Raw genomic sequence first — 16,116 nt, 5'->3', positions numbered from 1 at the left:
ATTGACTGCCTGTTTCTCTTGACCCTTGGCCGAGACGACGGTTCAAACCTTTTTTTTTGGGACCACCAGCACCTATCGACACATATTCTTGTAGGAGCAAAGCTTGCTCGCGATGGCGATCTCAGGAACGCCATCGCGGGCAAGCCTTGCTCCTACAGGGCATGGGTGATCTTTTAAAGACCCTGCTGCAACGCCGGATCATCCGGGTTCATTTGTTCGAGCTGCGCCAGCAGGATCTGCACGTTCTGCAACTGTCCGCTTTCGGTCCAGTAATTGATCAGCAACACCCGCGCCTTGCGGTCGGCAGGGTGGCGCTGGACTATTTCCTGCAGCTGTTTCTGTGCAGCTTCGAGCTCTTCCTCGCTGTGCAGCGTGGTGGCCAGGTCGTAGCGGTATTCCTTGTTGTCCGGCTCCAGCTCAACCGCTTTCGACAGGCCGAGCACGGCGAATTCACTCTGCCCGTGGTGCAGCAACCAGAGCCCAAGCGCATGTTGCAGGTAGGCTGAATCCGGCTGGGCCTTCAGCTGTTTGGCCAACAGCTGGCGGGCGGCATCGCTTTGCCCTTGCTTGTCCAGCACTTCGATTTGCATCACCAGCGCAGGCAGGTTGCCGGGCTCAAGCTGCAAGGTGCGCTCCAGCGACAGTTGCGCTTCTTTCAACTCAGCATTGTGCAAATACAGCCGCGCCAGTTGGTAGTGAGTATTGGAGCTTTCAGGTTCGTCCTTGAGGACCTGTTCCCAGGCATCGATGGCCTGCTGCAACGGCGCGAAATACAAGCCCAGGTCATCCGGCGACAAACCCAACAGCGCGTTGACGGCGGTAAAGCGCACCGTCTGCTCACTGTCATCGAGCAAGGGGCCGAGCAACAGACTGCGCTGGCCGCCGGGAACCAGGCCGACCACGCTTTTGATCGCCGCGATCCGCACATCCACCGAAGTGTTTTGCAAATCGACGCCGGCCAGTTTCAGGGCTTGCGGGCTGGGGTAGTTCGGCAGTTCGGCGAGCAGCCAGATGCGACGTTTGGCCGACAAGTCAGGACGGCCCAATTGCTGGTAGAGCACTCGAGCCGCACCCGGTTGACCGGCGCGCGCCTTGGCCAGCGCTTCGCTGTAGCCATGTTTGATCGCCTCCGGCACCACGGGCGTGGTACTGCGCAGGAAAAACCAGGCGAGGGCAACGGCAAACAGGACGCATAGGCTGATAAGCAGGTAGCGGCGGGACTGGGGCATGCACGGATCCGGGAGCTGGCGAGCTTTTGCAAAGCCGTCAGCTTCGGTCAGGCGCGGCGTCGAGTCAAACCCTGGCTCAGTTCAAAACGTACTCGACAGGCTCCAGGGCTGGCGGCAAATCGGTTTGGCCCAACGCGGCCAGGACTTCGCGCTCCAGCGTGCGCAATATCGCGTTACACGGCAAATCGTTTTCATCGAAGCCGAACGGGTCTTCGAGGTCGTCGCCGATCTCGTCGAGGCCGAAAAAGGTGTAACTGACGATGGCGGTGAACACCGGCGTCAGCCAGCCCAGCGGTTCGGCCATGGCAAACGGCAACAAGATGCAAAACAGGTAAATGGTGCGGTGCAGCAGCAAGGTGTAAGGGAAGGGCAGTGGCGTGCTTTTGATCCGCTCGCAACTGGCCTGGACCTGGCTCAGGCTGACCAGCCGCGACTCGAGTTGGGTGTAGCGCCATTCGCTGATGCGGCCGAGCTCGGCGAGTTCCGAGCAGCGCGCGCCGATTCGCTGCAACAAGGCGTCGGGGATGTTCGGGTGTTGATGATCGATGGGTACATCGGTCCAGGGCGCGACGGCTTGCCGTTCACTTTCAAAGCGCAGTCGGGCAATCAGCCCATGGGCGAAGCCGCAGAGTTCACGCAACAGCAATTCGCGCTCATCCGCGTCCATCAAGCCTTGGGTCTGGCGGATCAGCGAGCGCACCTCGATGATCAACTGGCCCAATTGCTTACGACCCTCCCACCAACGGTCATAGCAGGCGTTGTTGCGAAAGCTCATGAAGATCGACAGCGACAAACCCAGCAGCGTGAACGGCGTGGCGCTGACCTTGGAAAAGGAGTCCGGGTGCCAGGTTTCCACCAGCACAATCACCGAGGCGAGCAGGGTCACTAAAAGACTGCGCAAGGCAATGCGCTTGGCAATCGAGCCTTTGAGGGAAAACAGGATGCCGATCAGGTTCGGCTTGGGACGCACGATCATGGGTAAGGCTTATTCAGAGGCGCTTTCGCAGCGATTCAAGCCTAGGGGGCGAGGGCGTTTCTGTCCAATTGCTATGGTTGACGGGGTTATCGAGCGCGTCTATCGGAAGCTGGGGCGTCATCAGCGAAATTGCCTACGACTCCTGTCGACTTTGAAACCTGTCGAGGTCCTGATGCAGTGACTACGCTTGCTTGAGATGACTCGATGAGTGCGCCCATGCAACCGCTGTTTCAATACTTCAGGATGATGCTCAACCCAGGCCAAGGGGTATTGCTGTTTGCCCTGAGAACCATCGCGGCCGGGTTGCTGACGCTGTACCTGGCATTTGTGTTCGACCTCGACCAACCCAAGTGGTCGATCATGGCGGTGGTCATCGTCAGTCAGCCACTGGGCGGTATGGCCTTGGCCCGAAGCTTCGGCCAGGTGATCGGCACCACCATGGGGGCGGCGGTCGCGGTGCTGATCATGGCGATTTTCCCTCAGGCGCCGTTGCCTTTCATTATTACCCTGGCCTTGTGGCTGGCACTGTGTACCGCTGGCGGCACCTTGTTGCGCTACACCAGTTCCCAGGCGTTTGTGCTCAGTGGTTATACCGCGGTGGTGGTCGCGCTGCTGTCGGTGCCGGACCAGGACGGCACGTTCCTGCTCGCGGTAACGCGGGTCACCGAAACCTTGTTGGCCGTCGCTTGCGTGTGCGTTGTTAGCTTGCTGACTGCGCGGCCGGAGACAGTGGCCCGCAACTATTTCGCCAAGGTCGATCAGGTGATCAAGCTGTTGGCGACCCACGCGGCAGCGGTGATTCGTACCGAGGAAAGCGAAGCCGATTTTCATCGTCGACAGATGCAACTGCTGGGCGAGATCAGCGCGCTGGAAGGGTTGCGCAGGCATTTGTACTTCGATGCGCCACGGCTGCGCAGTGCCAATAGCCTGGTTCAGTTGCTGGGCAATCAACTGGTGTTGCTGACCTCGCGGCTGACGGCGTTGCGTCACCAGCGGGAGTTATTGGCCGAGCGCTGGCAAGGCGCGTTGCCCTTGGACATACAGGCGTTGCGTGCCGAAGAGCTGGCCTTTCTCGATGAGCTGGCGGTGCAGGGACGCTCGCTGTCGCCCGAAGCTCGCCAGCATTTCGTCGCGCTGCAACAACGGTTCGATAACCAGGCTTACAAGGCCGAACAACTGACCGAAACCATGACCGCCACTTTGCGCTCTCTGGCCTGGGCACTGCGGTGGGAGCAAGCGCGGATGTTGCAGCAACTGGAGCAGATTCTCGAGTTGAGCGACGCGATACAGGATGGGCGTGAAGCGAGCTGCATGTTTCGCGGCCAGGAAAATCCGCTGCACCTGGATTTCACCTTGGCAGCGATGAATGCCATCCGCGCCTTTACTGCTTTGGTGGTCGCGGGCCTGATCTGGATCGAAACGGGCTGGGACGGCGCCCGTGGCGGAATGGTGCTGGTGGGCATTCTGTGCTCGCTGATGGCGACATTCCCGCGCCCGCTGCTAGCCGCCCAGGCGTATGCGAGAGGCCTGGTATTGGCATTAGTGGCTTCGGCGCTCTACCTGTTTCTGCTGTTTCCGATGATCAGCAATTTCGAATTGCTCGCGTTGCTGTTAGCACCCTTGCTGTACGCCGTGGCGGTCGGCCTGACCACGCCGGCCACCACCGGCACCGCGATTGGGCTTGGGTTGTCGACGTTTCTGCTGTTGGGGCCGCAAAACATCGGGAGCGGCCAGAATACTGCGATCCAGTGGTTCGAGTTTGCCGGCGCTTATACCTGCGCCACTGTCCTCGCGCTGAGCGTGTATGCGCTGATATTCCCGTTCAGACCCGTGTTGCGGATGCGCCGGTTGTTCAATGAAAACTGCGAGCAGGTCTACGCCTTGATGAAGACGCCGGCCACCGACGAGCAGCAATTTGCCTTTGAAAGCCGCATGGTCGATCGCCTGACCATGATGCTCGGTTTGTTGCCGGCGATTGAGGACCGACAATCCCGCGAGCTGTTCGAAGTCAGCCTCGGCTGCATGGCGCTGGGTGTGGCGTTGAATCAGCTCAGGCAGCAAGGGCAGGGCAACACCTTGCTCAGTACCGATCAACAAAATCGCTTATTGGGCGCGGTCCGTGATACCGCAAGGTTGGTCGCCGGGCGGCCCGGGATTGATCTTGAACGACTGTTGAGCATCTTGCGGGTCTTGGGCGATGAAATGGATGACCTGCATGTGGATGTCCATGAGCACCTGTGGTCGGTGTTTCGCATGCGCGTAGCGTTGCTGATCGTGGTGTCGTTTCTGCAGCGCTACCGAGATTACTTTCAACCTGCAAACGCACAAGGAGTACCGGCCCTTGCCCATTGATCTGGAAGTAGGCGGGGTCTATCTGCCGCCGATTGCCCAGGCCCTGTTGCTGGCCTTGCCGATTTTCCTGCTGCTGGACTGGCTGCTGCGGCGCTTGGGTGTGTTGCGTTTCGTCTGGCATGAAGCGCTGTTCGAAGGGGCGTTGTATGCCTGCGTTTGCGCCACGCTGATTCTGGTCATGGGAGCCTGATGCCTTGAAGAAGATTCTTGCCCGACTCGCGACTGTCGCAGTGGTGTTGCTGGCGTTCATCCTTGGCTGGTTCGCTTGGGAACATTACACCCGCGCGCCCTGGACCCGGGATGCACGGGTGCGTGCGGATGTGGTGACGTTGTCGGCCGACGTGGCGGGGCGCATCGTCAGCCTGGGCGTGCAGGACAACCAGCATGTGGAGAAAGGCCAGTTATTGCTGGTAATCGATCCGGCGCGCTACAGCCTGGCGGTGGAGCGGGCCAAGCGTTCGGTGGAAGTGTCGAAAGCGACTCTCGGCCAATCACAGGCTTCGATTGTCTCCAGTGAAGCCTTGCTCAAACAGCGTCAGAGCGAAGAGCAGCGGCGACGCAAGTTAAAACTGGGGTTCGCGATTTCCGGTGAGGAATGGGAGAAGTCCAGCACCGAAGTCGCCGTGGCCCAGGCCGAGTTGTTACGCAACCAGGCCAACCTCGGGCTGGCGCAGGCGAATGTGCAATTGGCGATCGCTGCGTTGACCCAGGCCGAACTCGATTTGCAGCGCACTCGCGTCGAAGCGCCGGTCAGTGGCTATGTCACCAACCTGCTGACCCGCCAGGGCGATTACGCCACGGCCGGTGGCGCGTTGTTGGCGCTGGTGGACAGCGATTCGTTTTACGTCAGCGGCTACTTCGAAGAAACCAAATTGCCGCGAATAGAGGAGGGCGACCGGGTACGGATCGAGTTGATGAGCGGCGAAACCTTCGGCGGCACGGTGCAGAGCATTGCGTTCGCCATCGCCGACCGGGAAAACGCCCCCGGCGGTCGTTTACTGGCCAGCATCAACCCCAGTTATACGTGGGTAAAACTGGCGCAACGGGTGCCGGTACGGATACAGATTGATGCGGACTATGCGGCCAAGAACCGGTTGCGCGCCGGGACCACGGCCACGGTAACCGTGATGGAAACTCGCAACTAATCCCTTGTAGGAGCGAAGCTTGCTCGCGAAAGCGGTGGGCCAGGCAACATTGATGTCGACTGATACGCCGCCTTCGCGAGCAAGCTTCGCTCCTACAGAGGGCTGTTGTTTTCAGCAGGCAAAAAAAAGCCCCGCGACCGAATGAGACGCGGGGCCAAAAAATTTGGTTGGTTGCGGCCAACCAAAGGAGCTCTTTAAAAACCTGCTTACTTGCTGGCGACCGTCTCCGGCTGCCAGCCGCCACCGAGGGCCTTGTAGATCGCGACGATGCCGCGATACAGATCCACTTCGGCCTGGGCCTGGGAATCTTCGGCCGCCAGGCGTTCACGCTGGGCATCAAGCAGGACGAGGAAGTCCGCCGTGCCTTCGCGGTAGCGAATTTCCGCCAGATCGGCAGCCGCTCGGCTGGATTCGCTCTGACGAATCAGCGAAATCAAACGTTGCTGACGTTTGCCGTAGTCGCTGAAAGCGTTTTCCGATTCTTCCAGGGCCAGCAGCACTTGTTGCTCGTAGGTCGCCAGGGCGCCTTCGGCATCAGCGTCGGCACCGCGCAAACGGGCCCGCACGCTGCCCAGGTCAAATGCAGCCCAAGTGATGCTTGGGCCCAGCGCCCAGGCATTGGCTGCCGAGGAACCGATCTGCGAACCACGCCCGGCGGTAAAGCCGAGGAAGCCGCTGAGACTGACCCGCGGGAACAAATCAGCCTTGGCCACGCCGATACGAGCGGTGGCTGAAGCCAGTTTGCGTTCGGCACTGAGGATGTCCGGGCGACGTTGCAGCAGTTCACCCGGATCACCGATCGGCAGGGCCTTGGCGATGGCTGGCAAATCTTTCGGGCTCAGGTCGACGGTCAGCTTGTCCGGACGTTCACCCAACAGCGTGGCGATACGGTTTTTCTGCCGAACCTGTTCGGCCTGCAGTTGCGGTACGCTGGCTTCTACAGACGCCAGGCGCGCATCGGCGCGGACCACGTCGAGCTGATCGCCGACGCCGGCATCACGCAGGCTGACGGTGATCTTGCTCGATTCCTGCTGGTTGTTCAGGTTGGCCAGGGCGATCTTTTCTCGCAGTTGTGCACCGCGCAATTGACCGTAGGCATCCACCAGCTCGGCAATCATGCTGACTTGCAGTTGGTACAGATCGGCTTCTGCCGCTTGTTGCTCGGCGTCGCTGGATTCAAGGTTGCGCTGGATCCGGCCGAAGAGGTCCAGTTCCCAGGCCATGTCCAGGCCCAGGTCATAGCGTTCGCTATTCACCCGTTTGGTGGTCTGGCCAGGGATTTGTCCCTTGGCCAGGTCACTGCTGGCGCGGCTGGTGATGGTCGGCATCGCATCGTTGCTGGCGTCATCGCGGATCGCTCGCGCGGCTTTCCAGCGAGCGAAGGCGACGCGCAGATCACGGTTGCCTTGCAGCGATTGCATCACCAACTGGTTCAGGGTCGGGTCTTCAAACTGTTGCCACCAGATGCCTTCGAAACGCGAGCGGTCATAGTTCTTCTGACCGTTGGCGCCATCGGTGACGGCCGTGATATTGGCCGGCTCCGTGGCTGGGGTTTTGTAGTCCGGGCCGACGGCACAGGCGCTCAGGGCCAGTACCAGCAAGCTCGGCAGGAAAGCTTTCAGGCTCATTGTTGCGACTCCAGTTTCAGGGCCTTGGCCGCTTTGCGCGCTTCACCGCGCTCCACAAAGTTACGAATCAATACGTAGAACACTGGCGTCAGCAACAGACCGAAGAAGGTCACCCCGAGCATCCCGGAGAACACCGCCACACCCATCGCATGACGCATTTCGGCACCGGCACCGCTGGAGAACACCAGTGGCACCACACCCATGATGAACGCGAAAGAGGTCATCAGGATCGGCCGCAGACGCAGACGGCACGCTTCGAGTACCGCAGCCAGGGGACCGAGGCCTTCCTGCTGTTTATCCTTGGCAAACTCGACGATCAGAATCGCGTTCTTACAGGCAAGCCCCACCAGTACGATCAAGCCGATCTGGGTGAAGATGTTGTTGTCGCCTCCCGAAGCAATTACACCAGTGATGGCCGACAGCAGGGTCATCGGTACGATCAGGATCACCGCCAGTGGCAGGCTCCAGCTTTCGTATTGAGCCGCGAGCACCAGGAACGCCAGCAGTACGCAGAGCGGGAACACGAACAGCGCAGTGTTGCCGGACAGAATCTGCTGGTAGGTCAGGTCGGTCCATTCGTAGGTCATGCCGTTAGGAAGTTCATCCTTGAGCAGTTTCTCGATAGCCGTCTGAGCCTGGCCGGAGCTGTAGCCTGGGGCTGCCGCGCCGTTGATTTCAGCAGTGATGAAGCCGTTGTAGTGCATCACGCGGTCCGGGCCCGAGGTGTCGCTGACCTTGATGAAGGTCGCCAACGGGATCATCTCGCCTTTGTTGTTACGCACTTTCAGCTGACCGATTTGGTCCGGTTCGAGGCGGAACTGTTGCTCGGCCTGAACGTTGACCTGGTAAGTACGACCGAAGCGGTTGAAGTCGTTGGCATACAGCGAACCCAGGTAAATCTGCAGGGTGTCGAAGATGTCGCTGACGGCCACGCCGTGGGTCTTGGCTTTCTCACGGTCGATAGCAGCATCGACCTGCGGCACGTTCACGGTGTAGCTGGTGAACAGGGCGGCCAGTTCCGGCACGTTGTGGCTCTTGGTAATGATGTTCATGGTTTCTTTGTACAGCTCGTCGTAGCCCAGGTTGCCCCGGTCTTCGATTTGCAGGCGGAAACCACCGATGGTGCCCAGACCTTGTACCGGCGGCGGCGGGAAGATCGCCATGTAGGCTTCTTCAATCCCAGCGAACTTGCCGTTCAATGCACCGGCAATCGCACCGGCGGACATGCTCGGGTCTTTACGCTCGTCGAACGGTTTCAGTGTCACGAACACGATGCCGGCGTTCGGGCTGTTGGTGAAGCCGTTGATCGACAGGCCAGGGAAGGCCACCGCACTTTCCACACCAGGCTGTTTCAGGGCCAGGTCGGACATGCGTTTGATCACGTCTTCGGTACGATCGAGGCTCGAGGCATCCGGCAATTGCGCGAAGGCCACCAGGTATTGCTTATCCTGGCCAGGTACGAAACCGGTCGGGGTGTTGGCGAAACCGAAGAAGGTCAACACCATCAAGCCAGCGTACAAGAGCAGGGCGATACCGCTGCTGCGGATAACCCGGCCGACGGTGCCGACGTAGCCATGACTGGCCTTTTCAAAGAAGCGGTTGAACGGACGGAACAACCATCCACCGAAGATCTTGTCGAGCACCTTGGAGAAACGGTCTTTCGGCGCGTCGTGGCTCTTGAGCAACACGGCGGCCAGCGCTGGCGACAGGGTCAGCGAGTTGAAGGCCGAGATAACGGTCGAAATCGCGATGGTCAGGGCGAACTGTTTGTAGAACTGCCCGGTCAACCCGGAGATAAACGCAGCCGGGATAAACACCGCACACAACACCAGTGCCGTGGCGATGATCGGGCCAGTTACTTCACGCATGGCGCGCTTGGTGGCTTCGACAGGCGTTAGCCCAAGCTCGATGTTTCGCTCGACGTTCTCCACCACCACGATGGCGTCGTCCACCACGATACCGATGGCCAATACCAGTCCGAACAGCGAGAGGGCGTTGAGCGAGAAGCCGAACAGGTGCATCACCGCAAACGTACCGATCAGGGAAACCGGCACCGCCACCAACGGAATGATCGAGGCGCGCCAGGTTTGCAGGAACAGAATAACTACCAGAACAACCAGGATCAGTGCTTCGAACAGGGTGTGAACCACCGCCTCGATGGAACCACGCACGAAGATCGTCGGGTCATAGACGATGCTGAAGTCCATGCCTTCCGGGAAGCTCTTCTTCAGTTCGGCCATCTTGTCGCGAACTTCGTTGGAGATCTGGATCGCGTTGGAGCCAGGACGCTGGAAGATCGGGATCGCTACCGCAGGCTGGTTGTTCAGCAAGGAACGCAGGGCGTACTGGCTGGAACCCAGTTCAACGCGAGCGATGTCTTTGAGGCGAGTGATTTCACCGTTGTCGCCGGAGCGAATGATGATGTTCTCGAACTCTTCCTCAGAGACCAGACGACCCTGGGTGTTAACCGACAACTGGAAGCTGGTGGCATTCGGCGCAGGAGGCGCGCCCAAGGCACCGGCAGCGACCTGACGGTTCTGCTCGCGAATGGCGTTGACCACATCGGTCGCAGTCAGGTTGCGCGAAGCGGTCTTGTTTGGATCGAGCCATACCCGCAGGGAGTAGTCGCCCATGCCGAACAGCTGCACATCACCGACACCGCCCAGACGCGCCAGCTCATCCTTGATGTTGAGCAAGGCGTAGTTGGACAGGTAGAGCATGTCGTAGCGTTTGTCCGGCGAGGTCAAGTGGACCACCATGGTCAGGTCCGGAGAGGCCTTGTCCACAGTGATACCAATGCGCGTCACTTCTTCTGGAAGCTTCGGCTCGGTCCGGGTGACACGGTTCTGAACCTGTACCTGCGCGTTATCCAGGTCGGTACCCAGGGCGAAGGTGATGGTCAGGGTGATCTTGCCGTCGGCTGTCGACTGCGAGGACATGTACAGCATGTTCTCGACGCCGGTGATGGCTTGCTCCAGTGGAGCGGCCACGGTTTCGCCGATGACTTTAGGGTTGGCACCCGGGAAGTTGGCGCGGACCACAACGGTCGGCGGAACCACTTCCGGGTATTCGCTGATCGGCAACTGGAACAGCGAGATGGCACCGGCGATCAGGATCAGCAGCGAAAGTACCGCTGCAAAGATCGGCCGTGAAATGAAGAATTGGGAAAAATTCATCGTAGAGATCCCTTAACCGCGTGGGGTCGTAGCAGCCAGTTTCACAACCGCACCCGGCGCGACCTTGGCAGGTGCGACTTGGGGCAGGTTGCTGGCTTCCAGCGCTTGTCGTTGTTGAGCCAAAGCGGCGAGGGTTTCCTTGGAGGCCATCGGGATCACTTCAGGCGTGACTGGCGAACCAGGGCGAACCCGTTGCAGACCCTTGACGATCACGGTGTCGTCCTTGTTCAGGCCGCTACGTACGATGCGCAAGCCTTCGATCTTCGGACCCAGCTCGACCGAGCGGTACACGGTCTTGTTGTCCGCATCCATCACCAGTACGAATTTCTTGCCGAGGTCGGTACCGACCGCTTCGTCATTGATCAGCACGGCGGAGTAGGTGCCGCTGCCGACCAGTTTCAGGCGAGCGTACAGACCAGGGGTGTATTGCCCGTCGCTGTTATCAAACACAGCGCGACCGCGGATGGTGCCGGTCTTCGGGTTGACCTGGTTGTCGACGAAGTTCATTACGCCCTGGTGCGGGTTGCCGTCTTCGTTGGACAGACCGAGATAAACCGGGGTAGTGGCGCCGCGTTTGCCCTGGCGAGCCAGCTGGGTGTATTTGAGGAACACACGCTCGTCAGCGTCGAAGTAGGCGTAGACCTTGTCGGTGGACACAACGCTGGTGAGCGCGGTGGTATCGGCGGTCACCAGGTTACCGGCGGTGATTTCCGCGCGGCTGACGCGACCGCTGATGGGCGAAGTGACGCGGGTGAAGCTCAGGTTCAGTTTGGCCAGGTCCAGTTGAGCCTGGAGGGCGCCAACTGCTGCGCGGGCTTCTTGCGAAGCGCTGGTGCGCGAATCGGCCAGTTCAGCGGAGATCGCGTTGCTGGTGCGCAGGCGTTCACCGCGCTGGGCTTCGTTTTCGCTGCGGGTGGCATTGGCGCGGGACTGGGCGACCAGCGCTTCGAGGCGGCGGACTTCAGCCTGGAATGGGCGAGGGTCAATCTGGAACAGCACGTCACCTTTCTTGACCAATGCGCCTTCAGTGAAAGCAACTTCATCGATCTGACCGGAGACCCGTGGACGAATTTCTACGGTTTCTGGCGCTTCGAGGCGCCCGGTGAATTCGTCCCACTCGTTGACAGGTTGCTCCAACACCTTCGCCACGCTGACCTTGGCCGCCGGCATGGTGGCGGCGGTCTCAGGAGCCTTGCCGCAAGCGCTCATCACCAGAACGGCCAACAAGGCCAACGGGAAGCGCAAATGTTTAAGTGACTGTTCCATGGATGCATCCGCCAATGTATTGAGAATGGACGGATGATGCTCGGCAGGGCTGTATCGCACGAATCGAATGAGGCAAAGGTAACTATCATTCGGAATGATATAAGCATCGAGCAAGCCCTCTAGCATGCGCCTTTAGTTAGGGGGCTATCAATCGGATTGATGACAAATCTGTGTTGCGGGGAGTGCAAAGGTCTCGCTAAGCGTCTGAAGCTCGCTGGCAGGCGGTCTGCCTGTCTATCTATTGCATCAGTCAGCCCAGGGTTCTGAATGAATAAAGTCCACAAATGCTTTTAGCGGAGAGGGCAGGTATCGGCGTCCGGGATAATAAAGATACGGCCCGGTAAAGCGCTGCCACCAGGGTTCGAGCACCCGTTCAAGCACACCGCTTTCCAGGTGAGGTTGTAACCAGTCCTCGAACAGATGAACAATTCCCAAGCCATCAATGGCGGCCTGTACGGCCAGATCCATCGCACCTCCAATCCGGACGATCAATGGGCCGGTCGGGTCGATGCGGACAACTTCGCCGTCACGCTCATACTCCCAGAGCGGCACGGCGCCGCTGGGGAATTTGCCGAGCAGGCAGGCATGAGTGAGCAGGTCTCGTGGGTGCTCGGGGCGGCCTCTAGTGTTCAGGTAGGACGGTGACGCCGCCGTGGCGAAGCGCTGAAATCGTGGGCCGATAGGGACGGCAATCATGTCCTGCTCCAAACGGTCGTCGTAGCGAATGCCGGCGTCACACCCGGCCGCGAGCATGTCGACGAAGCTCTCTTCGGTAACGACCTCGACACAGATATCAGGATAGGTTTGCAAAAAAGGCGTGATGATCTTCGGCAATACCAGGCGCGCCGCGCTCACGGGAACGTTGAGCCTCAGTGTGCCCGAAGGACGGTCGCGGAAGTCGTTGACCACATCCAGTGCCGACTCGACTTCGCCAAGTGCAGGAACAATACGCTCCATCAACCGCGCTCCGGCCTCAGTCGGCACTACGCTGCGGGTCGTCCGGTTTAGCAGACGCACACCCAGGCCCGCTTCAATGCGCCGCACAGCATCGCTTAGGCTTGAAGCCGATCGACCGCTTGAGCGTGAACCCTCGCGAAATCCACCCGCCTTCACCACGGCCACGAAGGCCAACAAGTCTTGAATATCAGTCGCCATTGTTCGCTCACCCGTACGGCCCGTGCAGATTGCAGCGGATTATCAGTGCAGTCGTCAATGCCTATAGTGCCTCCACACACATTGAAGGACGCATACGAAATGAGCCAAGCAATCCAGGCCGGTACTTTTTCACTGGGTGACCGGACCGTAAATCGAATGGGCTACGGCGCCATGCAACTGGCCGGTCCCGGCGTATTCGGACCTCCCAAAGACCCGGAGGCGGCGATTTCCGTTTTACGCGCAGCGATTGCGGCGGGGGTGAACCACATTGATACCTCTGACTTCTACGGCCCGCACGTCACCAACAAACTGATTCGGGAAGCCTTGCATCCCTACGCAGATGACTTGGTGATCGTGACCAAAGTAGGCGCACAGCGCGGAACCGATGGCTCCTGGAACCCGGCGCAAACCCCGGCTGAACTGGTCCAGGCCGTACATGACAACCTGCGTAATCTGGGGCTCGATGTCATGGAAGTGGTGAATTACCGGGCGTGGGGGAATTTGCACTCGCCTGGCGATGAGTCCATTGAAGAGCAGTTCACTGCCCTGGCAGAACTCCAGCGTCAGGGCCTCATCCGCCACCTCGGCGTGAGCAATGTCACTGCCACGCAAGTCAGGCAAGCGCAGGGGATTGCCGATATTGTCTGCGTGCAGAATCATTACAACCTGTCCCACCGCAATGACGAGTTGCTGATCAGCGAGCTTGGCGCTCAAGGAATAGCCTATGTGCCATTCTTCCCGCTGGGCGGCTTCACACCGCTGCAGTCGCAAACGCTGACCACTGTTGCGACGCGCCTGGGCACTTCGCCCAACCAGGTAGCATTGGCGTGGTTGCTACAGCGTGCGCCCAACATCTTGCTGATTCCCGGTACTTCCTCGGTCAAGCACCTGGAGGAAAATCTGAAGGCGAGTGATTTGGTGATTGCACCTGACCTTTTGGCAGAGCTTGAGGACATGGCGTAGGTTTATTCAGCGCCGCCCGCGCCATTAACCTGCTGGCCTGTTTCATCGCTGATAGGCCAGCAAACGGCGCTCAGCCAGTCGGAATATGCCCACCAGCGCACACGCCACCAACATGTAGAGCAACGCAGCAATCCCATACGCCTGAAAAGTTTTGAAGGTTGCCGCATTAACATCGGCGGCGATTTTCAGGATGTCGGGCACGGTTGCGGTGAAGGCAATGGCCGTGGCGTGCAGGACAAAAATCACTTCGTTACTGTAAGCGGGGAGTGCGCGGCGCAGCATGCTCGGTATCAGCACGTGTATGAACAGTTGGCTGCGGGTCATGCCCAAGGCCAGTGCCGCCTCGATCTCGCCGCGCGGGGTGGTACGCAGCACGCCAGCAAGAATTTCGATGGTGTAAGCGCACGTATTCAAGGCCAGCGCGAGAATGACGCAGTGCATGCCGTCACGAAAGAACCACCACAGGCTCGATGACTCTCTGATGAAGCTCAAACTGGCCAGACCGCTATAGATAATCAGCAGTTGCACGAACAACGGTGTACCGCGAAACACCAAGGTGTAGAGGCGAATGGGCAGTGCGAGCCACTGACTGCCGTAGGTACGAATCAGTGCCAGCGGTATCGCCGCACACAGACCGATGACGGCTGACGTCACCAACAGCCATAGCGTGATGGACAGACCGCTCCAGCGGTAACCGTCGGACCACAGGAAATTTGGCCCGAACTCTTTCAGTATCTCGATCATGACGCTCTCCGCTGCGGCTCGACGCTGTAGCGCCGTTCAAGTTGTTTGAGCGCCAGACTTGAAAGGATCGCGAAGGCAAAAAATATCGCGGCAATCACCAGGTAGAAAAACATCTGCCTTGAGGTCGCGTTACCCGCCTGTTTGGCAACCTGAACCATGTCATTGAGGCCCAGCAGCGAGATCAGGCCGGCACTTTTCAATAGCACTTGCCAGATGTTGCCGATGCCAGGCAATGCGAATCGCATCATCTGCGGGAAGCGGATACGTCGCAGCACTTGCCAGTGGCTCATGCCGTAGGCGCGAGCCGCTTCCAGTTGCCCGAACGGGATGGCCTGGAAGGCCCCGCGAAAGGTCTCGGTGCAGTAGGCACCGTAGATGAATCCCAGCGTACCGATCGCTGTTCCGTAAGGATTCAACTGTATAGATTCCTGACCGAACGCTTCCGCCACCTGGTTCAGCCCGATTTGTGCGCTGTAGTAAATGAGCAGCATCAAGACCAGGTCCGGGACGCTGCGCACCAGCGTGGTATAGACCGTTGCGATCAGCCTGAGCGGCGCCAGTGGCGAGAGTTTCGCCAACGCCCCGAGCAGGCCAAGCGCGATAGCCACGCAGACAGCCCAGGAGGCCACCTGCACCGTCAACCACGCGCCCTGAAAAATAAGATGGCCGTATCCCTCAAGAAACATGGTTCCAGGCTCCGCGATGGTGGTTTATTTAGGCGAGATGTCGAAGTCGAAGTACTTTTTGGCGATGCGTTCGTAGGTGCCGTTCTGGTGGATTCGTTCGAGCGCCTGATTGATGTCGCCAGCCAGCGCGGTATCGCTTTTGCGCAAGCCGATCCCGGTTCCCGGCCCGAAGATTTCAGGGGATTTAACCACCTCGCCGGCGTAGCCGAAGCCTTTGCCCATCGGCTTCTTCAGCAGACCTTCGGAGACCGCGATGGCATCGTCGAACGCTGCATCGAGCCGACCGTTGATCAAGTCCGAGTAGGTCAAATCACTGCTTTGATACGGCACCACTTCCACGCCTTTCAAACCCCACATCCGCTTGGCATAGACCTCGAACACGCTGCCTTGCTGCACGCCGATACGCTTGCCGCGCAAGGATTCGGCGTTCGGTTGCAAGGTACTGCCCTCAGGTGCCACCAGACGAGCCGGGGTGTCATACAGCGTGTTGGAAAAGGCAATTTCGGTTTTGCGTTCTTCGGTGATCGACAAGGCAGACAGGATGCCGTCGAATTTTTTGCCTTTAAGGGCTGAGACCATCCCGTCGAAGGCGTTTTCTACCCAGACGCAACGACGTTTCAACTCGGTGCACAGGCTTTCGCCCAACTCGATATCGAAACCTGTCAGCGAGCCGTCCGGCCGCTTGGACTCAAACGGTGGATAGGTGGGGTCGACCCCGAAGCGCAGCTCTTCGCTGGCGCCCCAGCTCATCAGCGGGCTGGTCACGAGCATCAAACCGATCAGATATTTTTTCATC

The 16,116-nt window shown here is 59.4% G+C and carries 13 protein-coding genes; 4 read left to right on the top strand and 9 right to left on the bottom strand.

Annotation, left to right across the window (positions count from 1 at the left end; translation table 11 throughout):
* Positions 1–173: 173 nt before the first annotated feature.
* Both ACIOYV_RS04760 and ACIOYV_RS04755 read right to left on the bottom strand, forming a co-directional pair.
* Complete coding sequence (locus ACIOYV_RS04760; RefSeq protein ID WP_401321287.1) at positions 174–1,229, bottom strand: tetratricopeptide repeat protein; 1,056 nt, start codon at positions 1,227–1,229, stop codon at positions 174–176.
* 76 nt (positions 1,230–1,305) lie between these two features.
* Complete coding sequence (locus ACIOYV_RS04755) at positions 1,306–2,205, bottom strand: bestrophin family protein (RefSeq protein WP_401321285.1); 900 nt, start codon at positions 2,203–2,205, stop codon at positions 1,306–1,308.
* A 204-nt stretch (positions 2,206–2,409) separates the two neighbouring features.
* Here ACIOYV_RS04755 and ACIOYV_RS04750 point away from each other — a divergent pair, with 204 nt between their 5' ends.
* The 3 genes from ACIOYV_RS04750 to ACIOYV_RS04740 are packed head-to-tail and all read left to right on the top strand — an operon-like array spanning position 2,410 to position 5,702.
* Positions 2,410–4,557, top strand: a complete 2,148-nt coding sequence (locus tag ACIOYV_RS04750) for an FUSC family protein (RefSeq protein ID WP_401321282.1) — start codon at positions 2,410–2,412, stop codon at positions 4,555–4,557.
* A complete protein-coding gene (locus ACIOYV_RS04745) occupies positions 4,547–4,747 on the top strand; it encodes a DUF1656 domain-containing protein (protein WP_054046186.1) in 201 nt (66 codons plus the stop codon). Before ACIOYV_RS04750 ends, ACIOYV_RS04745 begins: the two co-directional genes overlap by 11 nt.
* 4 nt (positions 4,748–4,751) lie before the next feature.
* Positions 4,752–5,702, top strand: a complete 951-nt coding sequence (locus tag ACIOYV_RS04740; protein WP_401321279.1) for a biotin/lipoyl-binding protein — start codon at positions 4,752–4,754, stop codon at positions 5,700–5,702.
* Positions 5,703–5,908: 206 nt separating this feature from the next.
* On the opposite strand, the gene ACIOYV_RS04735 is transcribed toward ACIOYV_RS04740, so the two are convergent.
* The 4 genes from ACIOYV_RS04735 to ACIOYV_RS04720 all read right to left on the bottom strand — a co-directional run bounded on the left by ACIOYV_RS04735 (position 5,909) and on the right by ACIOYV_RS04720 (position 12,927).
* Positions 5,909–7,330 (bottom strand): efflux transporter outer membrane subunit, encoded by a 1,422-nt coding sequence (locus ACIOYV_RS04735; RefSeq protein WP_163910060.1) that lies wholly within the window; start codon positions 7,328–7,330, stop codon positions 5,909–5,911.
* Positions 7,327–10,506: an efflux RND transporter permease subunit gene (locus ACIOYV_RS04730; protein ID WP_054614811.1), complete on the bottom strand. Its 3,180-nt coding sequence runs from the start codon at positions 10,504–10,506 to the stop codon at positions 7,327–7,329. The genes ACIOYV_RS04735 and ACIOYV_RS04730 overlap by 4 nt, the downstream gene beginning before the upstream one ends.
* Before the next feature lie 12 nt (positions 10,507–10,518).
* Entirely contained in the window at positions 10,519–11,772 is a 1,254-nt protein-coding gene (gene mexE / locus ACIOYV_RS04725; protein WP_401321275.1) for a multidrug efflux RND transporter periplasmic adaptor subunit MexE, read from the bottom strand.
* A gap of 246 nt (positions 11,773–12,018) precedes the next feature.
* Positions 12,019–12,927 (bottom strand): LysR substrate-binding domain-containing protein, encoded by a 909-nt coding sequence (locus ACIOYV_RS04720; RefSeq protein WP_401321272.1) that lies wholly within the window; start codon positions 12,925–12,927, stop codon positions 12,019–12,021.
* 99 nt (positions 12,928–13,026) lie between these two features.
* Here ACIOYV_RS04720 and ACIOYV_RS04715 point away from each other — a divergent pair, with 99 nt between their 5' ends.
* The gene (locus ACIOYV_RS04715; protein WP_401321269.1) at positions 13,027–13,890 is read left to right on the top strand and encodes an aldo/keto reductase family oxidoreductase; all 864 of its coding nucleotides are present in this window, start codon (positions 13,027–13,029) and stop codon (positions 13,888–13,890) included.
* A 42-nt stretch (positions 13,891–13,932) separates the two neighbouring features.
* Here ACIOYV_RS04715 and hisM read toward each other — a convergent pair whose 3' ends face one another.
* The 3 genes from hisM to ACIOYV_RS04700 are packed head-to-tail and all read right to left on the bottom strand — an operon-like array spanning position 13,933 to position 16,115.
* The gene (gene hisM, locus ACIOYV_RS04710) at positions 13,933–14,634 is read right to left on the bottom strand and encodes a histidine ABC transporter permease HisM (protein WP_054046173.1); all 702 of its coding nucleotides are present in this window, start codon (positions 14,632–14,634) and stop codon (positions 13,933–13,935) included.
* The gene (locus ACIOYV_RS04705) at positions 14,631–15,320 is read right to left on the bottom strand and encodes an ABC transporter permease (RefSeq protein WP_401321266.1); all 690 of its coding nucleotides are present in this window, start codon (positions 15,318–15,320) and stop codon (positions 14,631–14,633) included. Before ACIOYV_RS04705 ends, hisM begins: the two co-directional genes overlap by 4 nt.
* Before the next feature lie 24 nt (positions 15,321–15,344).
* Complete coding sequence (locus ACIOYV_RS04700) at positions 15,345–16,115, bottom strand: ABC transporter substrate-binding protein (RefSeq protein WP_265045681.1); 771 nt, start codon at positions 16,113–16,115, stop codon at positions 15,345–15,347.
* Position 16,116: the final 1 nt, after the last annotated feature.

Origin of the sequence: Pseudomonas sp. NPDC087342 (genome assembly GCF_044744265.1) — a bacterium.
Taxonomy (GTDB): domain Bacteria; phylum Pseudomonadota; class Gammaproteobacteria; order Pseudomonadales; family Pseudomonadaceae; genus Aquipseudomonas; species Aquipseudomonas nunensis.
This window is presented reverse-complemented; position numbering and strand designations above follow the sequence as displayed.

Excerpts from the sequence above, each read along its gene's own strand:
- ACIOYV_RS04760 (WP_401321287.1), bottom strand. The coding sequence starts at position 1,229 with ATGCCCCAGTCCCGCCGCTACCTGCTTATCAGCCTATGCGTCCTGTTT.
- ACIOYV_RS04755 (WP_401321285.1), bottom strand. The coding sequence starts at position 2,205 with ATGATCGTGCGTCCCAAGCCGAACCTGATCGGCATCCTGTTTTCCCTC.
- ACIOYV_RS04750 (WP_401321282.1), top strand. The coding sequence starts at position 2,410 with ATGAGTGCGCCCATGCAACCGCTGTTTCAATACTTCAGGATGATGCTC.
- ACIOYV_RS04735 (WP_163910060.1), bottom strand. The coding sequence starts at position 7,330 with ATGAGCCTGAAAGCTTTCCTGCCGAGCTTGCTGGTACTGGCCCTGAGC.
- ACIOYV_RS04730 (WP_054614811.1), bottom strand. The coding sequence starts at position 10,506 with ATGAATTTTTCCCAATTCTTCATTTCACGGCCGATCTTTGCAGCGGTA.
- mexE (WP_401321275.1), bottom strand. The coding sequence starts at position 11,772 with ATGGAACAGTCACTTAAACATTTGCGCTTCCCGTTGGCCTTGTTGGCC.
- ACIOYV_RS04720 (WP_401321272.1), bottom strand. The coding sequence starts at position 12,927 with ATGGCGACTGATATTCAAGACTTGTTGGCCTTCGTGGCCGTGGTGAAG.
- ACIOYV_RS04715 (WP_401321269.1), top strand. The coding sequence starts at position 13,027 with ATGAGCCAAGCAATCCAGGCCGGTACTTTTTCACTGGGTGACCGGACC.
- hisM (WP_054046173.1), bottom strand. The coding sequence starts at position 14,634 with ATGATCGAGATACTGAAAGAGTTCGGGCCAAATTTCCTGTGGTCCGAC.
- ACIOYV_RS04705 (WP_401321266.1), bottom strand. The coding sequence starts at position 15,320 with ATGTTTCTTGAGGGATACGGCCATCTTATTTTTCAGGGCGCGTGGTTG.
- ACIOYV_RS04700 (WP_265045681.1), bottom strand. The coding sequence starts at position 16,115 with ATGAAAAAATATCTGATCGGTTTGATGCTCGTGACCAGCCCGCTGATG.